The sequence below is a fragment of the Marivirga sp. genome (assembly GCF_024636815.1).
Lineage (GTDB): Bacteria > Bacteroidota > Bacteroidia > Cytophagales > Cyclobacteriaceae > Marivirga.
The window spans coordinates 1-6,358 of the sequence record NZ_JAGXGF010000238.1; the positions used below are offsets into that span (position 1 = coordinate 1).

General features: G+C 34.0%; 3 protein-coding genes. All 3 read right to left on the bottom strand.

The features are described 5' to 3' along the window. Positions 1-155: 155 nt before the first annotated feature. On the bottom strand, positions 156-1,007 hold the full coding sequence (locus Q0L29_RS17080; protein ID WP_296623637.1) for a hypothetical protein: 852 nt from the start codon (positions 1,005-1,007) through the stop codon (positions 156-158). An 11-nt stretch (positions 1,008-1,018) separates the two neighbouring features. Next, positions 1,019-4,144: a SusC/RagA family TonB-linked outer membrane protein gene (locus Q0L29_RS17085; RefSeq protein WP_296623640.1), complete on the bottom strand. Its 3,126-nt coding sequence runs from the start codon at positions 4,142-4,144 to the stop codon at positions 1,019-1,021. 402 nt (positions 4,145-4,546) lie between these two features. Further along, positions 4,547-6,358, bottom strand: a 1,812-nt coding sequence (locus Q0L29_RS17090; RefSeq protein ID WP_296623642.1) for a zinc carboxypeptidase, incomplete at its 5' end; no start/stop codon positions are given.

Genomic DNA, 6,358 nt, shown 5'->3' on the forward strand with positions numbered 1-6,358 from the left:
ATAACAAGATTACCAATTACCACTATTCTATAATGCAGCAATAATTCTGCTATCTCTTTTGAAGCTCAATTCAAAGACTGCGAGGACTTGAAGTATAGAATATATCAACGCTTCAACAGGTTTAACATCATATTAGATGATTAACAATTTGAAAATTAGTTTTTTGTGAAGATAGATTCTCCGCTGAAGTTATTACCCTCATCAAACCAATAGATAGTCAGGGTTTGGCTTGGAGGATCCCATGAGCCTTCAATTCCTGAATCTACAAAATTAAATTGTCTATTTTGTCCTGGTTCAACCCAGGTAATTTGATTGCAATTATCATTATAAATACCTTCCTGCTGCGCCCTAAAACCGATTGCCTCAAACCATCCTGCTGATATATCGGAAATTAAATAATTATCATCTCCCAGAGGAATTATTTGAATATTCTCCGCTGTTGCAGTAATAGGGAAACTAGCTCCATTGTTTGCATTTGCAGTTCCTATCCAAATATCATCTGCTGTTGAAATCATTGAATTACAAATAATTCCGGAAGATAAAGCCGTATTATTAAACTGGTAACTTTCATCATTTATAGTGGCTTGAAAGGTAAAGAATAATAAGTCACCATCTTCTAAATCTTCCTCCTCATCTTCATCCTCATCTTGAAAAGCTTGTCTAATATCCTCTATGTCTAACACAAGCTCTGATGGAACAGATTCTACAGTAGAAACTAAAACTGATTCATTTTCAGTAGAATCTACAGAAACATACACTTTCACATTTCCATTAAACTCTTGATTTGATTCAAAAATAAGATTAACAAAAGCACCCTCAGTACTTGATAAATTAAAATCTGAAGACTCACCAAAGCTGACTTCTAATTTAGTGATCTCCCCGTCCTCATTCTTTATTGTGAAATTTTCTTCCACCTCTAACAGTTGGCAAGAGGATAGAAACATAAACCCCCACAATAGCAGTTGGTATTGAGGTGTCAATAAATATTTTTTTATAAAGCTTTTCATATCTTTATTCATTAAAAAGTCAAGTTAAATCCTCCTCCAAATGATCTCATTTGAGGAAAATTAAAATATTGCTGACCGTAATACGGACTTGTACCTATCCACTGAGTTTCAGGATCTGCATTTGGAAATCTGCTCTTCATCCACAGATTTCTTCCGACTACATAAATACTGGCTTTTTTGATGAACCCATCTCTACTATTATCATGATTAAAGGTATAACTGATTTTAGCTTCTCTTAATCGAATGAAATTAGTTTTATAGATGTGGGCTTCATCAATACCACTCACAACTTCAGACCAAAAATACTGCCCTTTATTAATCACGATATTATTCTCGCCTTCTACATCAGGAACTGCATTTCCATCTCCATCTAATGCGTAATATCCTTTTACTGCATCAAGTACAATACCATCCTCCCTATCAATGGTGGCAATATCCATCCCATACTCCTTCATGCTTTTAGAATTTCCATTATATGCATTCCCTCCAAACTGACCATCAAACTGTACAAACAAATTGAACCCAAAGATTCTAAAGTCATTAGATAATGCTGCCCAAAAATCAGGATTCATTTTCCCTAACTCCTTTGGATTTGGATCACGAAGAGGCATACCAAAACCTGGATTAGCATTTCCATTGATAAATTCTCTATTATCTACTATAATTCTATTTTCCTCATTTCTTAAAAAGCCATTCCCATAAAGAACTGGAAATGCTGAGCCTTCGATTAATCGAATTTCTGGACTTTCAGTATTATCTCCCAATGAAATACTGTTCATGCCTTCTGCAACTGATAATACTTTTGATTCAATAGCCGTATAATTCCCGCTTATATTCCATTCGAAATTCTTAGTTTTTACCGGACTAATACTGAGCTGAGATTCTAGACCTGTATTTTGTATTTCTCCGGCATTTTGAAGGGAGTAATATAATCCTGAGCTAGGTGGTAGAGGTAGAAACAATATTTGATTGCTATTTTTTTCTTGGAAATAGTTCAACTGTAAGGATACTTGACTATTAAATAACTCCAAATTTAAGCCAACATCAATGGTTTGGGTGACTTGAGGATTTATAACATCATTTCTGGTAAAACTTCCTTCCTGAGTTCTCAATGGAAATCCAGTTCTGATAGGCGAGAAATAAGAATTAGATATACCCTGATTAAAACCATTGAAGATATTTTGATTTAAATAAGCAACTTGAGCTATTTTAGAAAAGCTTGTACTTAGTTTTCCGATTTTAAGAAAATCATTCTCCTCAAATAATTGTGAAAAGACGAAGCTTAAACCAGCAGTAGGATTAAAATATTGACTATTGTCAAAAGTTGAATTTGAATTATATTCCTGGCGCCCTGCTAAATCAATATAAAGAGTCTGATGCAATGACAAACGCGCATTTGCATAAAACCCTAGAATCGAATTATTGAAATTTATACTATCACTTTGTAGATTGGCCGTATTATTAACATCATCAGTACCTGCTTCTGTAATTTCAAAACCCTGCTGGATGATAGATTCAGTTTGTGTATCAACAAATTCATTACCTAATAATAAATCAAAAGCAACCTCTTTAGGATTACCAAATTTTAATTTAGCATTGAAATTAGAATTTATTTGTCGGATCATATTCTGACCACTCGTTATTCTTCCCCCTGAAGGAGGCATGGTCCTTCCATTAGAAAAACTTGAGCCTATTGCATATACTTCATTTATGTCTTCCGTTAAAAACTCTCCTCCCCCTCTATAATTTAATTCTAGCCACCTAATAGGCTTATATTTCATGTAAACATTACCAAAAATCTTTTGAGTAGTTTCATTAAATTGATTGTTGGCCAATGACCATCTAGGATTGTCAGCTCCGTCATGATAATATTCTTGCTGATTTGGATTTCCAGCTGCCACAAAACTGCCTCCCCATAAATCATAAGATGGCGGACTTAAGTAAGCGCCATTTAAAACACTTGATGAGTTGTTTCCTCCCGCTAATTTAGAAATATCATTCAAGCCTAAATTTGCAATAGCACCTATAGATAATTTTTTGTTTAATTTTAATTCCCCCCTTAATTTCCCATTAATTCTATTCATTCCTGAATTGGGGATGATTCCTTTTTGATCTGCATAAGAAAGCGTCAGATTATAATTTCCTTTATGGTTTCTGCCCGATATATCTAAATTTGAAATTGCAGTATATCCATTTTGAAAAAGAGGCGTAAGATTGTCATTTAATTCTCCATCTATTACATCACCTATATTTGGTCCCCAAGAATAAGGGCTATCATCTACTGATTGACCATTCATTCCTTGTCCAAATTTATTTTGCTGTTGAGGAAGTCCTACAACCTTATTGACCATATAACTTTGCCCCAGATTAATTCTTGTAGAATTTACTTTTATATTTTCACCACTGAATGTATTGATTATAATAGCACCATTGGATCCTCTACTTCCATACAAAGCTGCTGCAGATGCTCCTTTTAGAATATTGATTGATTTTATATCCTCCGGATTAATATCATTAATTCTACTGCTGTAATCCATGCCATTTGATAATCCTGAAAAAGCTGAACCGGAAATCAATGGCAAACCATCTATCACAATTAGTGGTTCATTGTCGATAAAAACAGAATTATTTCCCCTAATACTCAAACTGGCAGAGGAGCCTGGCATTGCACTTGTTTCATTTACAATTAAAGACGAAGCTTTACCTTTTAATAGAGTAGCTAAATTCTGAGAGCCTTTTTGCGCTATCGAAGAAGAATGAATTTCCTGATAAGCATAAGGCTGAAGATATTTTTCCCTTTTCTCTCCAAATGAAAAATGTGCAGTTTCATCTATTATGGTTCTAATGGGGCCTAATTCAACTGAAATAAAAGCTTGTTGAGCGACTTCAACTTTTTTTCTAGCTTTACCTGGATATATAAAAAGAATGTTGATTGCATTTTCAGGTACTATAATCTTAAAATTTCCCTCTTGATTTGTCATAACACCCTTTCCGATTTCGGGCAGTAATACATTCACCCCAATTAATGGCTCTCCTGTGATTGCATCTGTAACTGTCCCTCTTACAGTTTTATTCTGAGCAATAGCTGACAGATTTATCAAGAAAAATATGATTGAAAGCAAAAAGACTCTTTTCATTTTTAAAAAGTTTCAGAAGTTGGTAAGGGCTAAAATTTAACTTTGGAGGCAATATAATCAATTATCGCATTTTAAGCATATATTATTTAGATCTTAGACTAAAATTGATAGAAAACACTCTATCAAAAGTGAATTAAATTTTGCTAACTTAATAATTGAAAAAGAACAAAACATTACAATGACATTTTGAATATGTCCCTAAACTATTCCTATTTAAATTCTAAATTATCATTTCTCATCACATACAACTTTCGTGATAATCAAAGCATAAACCAAGAAAACAACATATAAATAACTTAAAAAGAATCAGTTAATTGTAAATATTTAGTCAGTATCATTAATCAAGCAAAATAAAAAAGGGTGAGATTCACTCCCACCCTTTAAGTAAAATGTAATAATCTTTTATTCTCCTGCACTCCCACTAATGGTTTGTCCATAAAACACAGCATTCATTAACAAGCGGTTGGTGCCATACCAAAAGGCTCTGAAATTAGTATTATCAGTAAAGGAGATTACCTTTCCACTACCTAAACGACTTACCGTTACCGCTGATGTTCCTTTCAGTTTTTCAGCATTTTCCTCTGAAATATAGCCATTTAAAAGTGGCGATTGTGTATATCTTAATGGGTTAGCATATTGATTTTTGGATTTCTCCATATACAAAGTACTATTTCTGAAAATAGGCATTTTCTCATTTTTCAATCCGTAAGTAAGGGGGTGACTTAAGTCTAATTCAACTTCAAAAATTGCTCCTCCAATTACTTGCGCACCTCTGTTATTGCCTAAATCCTCATAAGCCTCATACCCTATGGTATCAGGTTTACTCTCTATAAATTTCACTTTAGTCATTTTCTGATCAGAAAGCCATTTAGCAGCTGATTGATAAGCAATTAGAGTTCCGCCCTCTTGAACCCATCGCTGTATGTCATTTTTTTGACTTCCAATATTTCCATATCCCCAACCATCTGGCATAATCAATACATTGTATCTACTCAAATCGGCTCTTCTGAAATCATTCACATCAATTTTCGTAATCGGCATTTCATTATGCTGATCCATCAAAAACCAAATCTCTCCTGCGTCATAAGGGCTGATTCCTTCTCCAATGATCATAGCTATTTCCGGCTGATCTAAGGATTCAAAAGCAGGGCTTCCTAAATTGATTCCATTGGTATTTCCGCTTTTAACTGAATAGATATTAACTCCTGAATTATCAATAGCCTCTTCCAAAATCTGATAAAGTTGAATAGGTGATTTTTCCTGTTGTTTTACAGGGATTAATATAGAACCTATTGCCAAAGTAGTACCATCTTTCAAAATGATTTCTTTTGTATTTACTTTAGTTTTGATACCCGCTTCTTGAATTTTATACAAGGCTTTTGGTGCATAGAAGTCATGCCACTCCATGATATAAGCATATTCACTTTTTCCTCCATTAATCTTTCCTTCGGGCTGATTTGAAAGATCGAATTTCTCCCCTAATAAATCTCCGCTAAACGCCTTTTTATCTAAACTTTTATAATCAAGATTAAAAGCCATCCCCATATTGAATGCGGAAACATCATAGAATAAGCTATCCTTGAAGCTTGTTCTCACATCAAAAATTGCCTTAATTAATCTGCTTTGATACTGATTAGTTGGAATGATATAGCTATTATCTGCATCAAAACCATTGGTGTTTTTTGCCAATTTATGTACTTCAATTTCATGCCTATCTAACATTTCAGCAAATCGGAACAATTTGGAAGCATCTTGATCTGAAACTACCCAAGCTTTTTCATTTGCATCTGATGCCATATTGATCGAGTTTTTGTAAAAGTCTCTTTGAAAACCAAGAAGCTCTTCTCGCATTTCATAAGCTGCTTGAAACGTACTCAATGAAGCAGTAAACTGATTTTTAATCGTAAAAGGAAATTTTAATACTCCATTCACACTTTCTTGCGCATGACCTCTGGAACTCGCTTGCTCGAATAAAATCCCTATAGCTCCTTGTACGTCAGGAAAAGTGGAGCCTTTTCCATAATAGAAATCATCAAAGCTTTCTTTACTATAATAAAGAGAACCAATCCTGTCTAAAAAAGCTGCATGATATTGTCCGATTTGACCTGTCAAGTCTTGATTCTTTTGAGGAGTAATCGGATGTGTTCTTTCTGGAATCCCAGGTTGGAAAAAGAAAGTGCTGTTCGTTCCCATTTCATGATGATCTGTTAAAAT

Coding starts and splice junctions, on each gene's coding strand:
- Q0L29_RS17080 (WP_296623637.1), bottom strand. CDS start 1,007: ATGAAAAGCTTTATAAAAAAATATTTATTGACACCTCAATACCAACTG.
- Q0L29_RS17085 (WP_296623640.1), bottom strand. CDS start 4,144: ATGAAAAGAGTCTTTTTGCTTTCAATCATATTTTTCTTGATAAATCTG.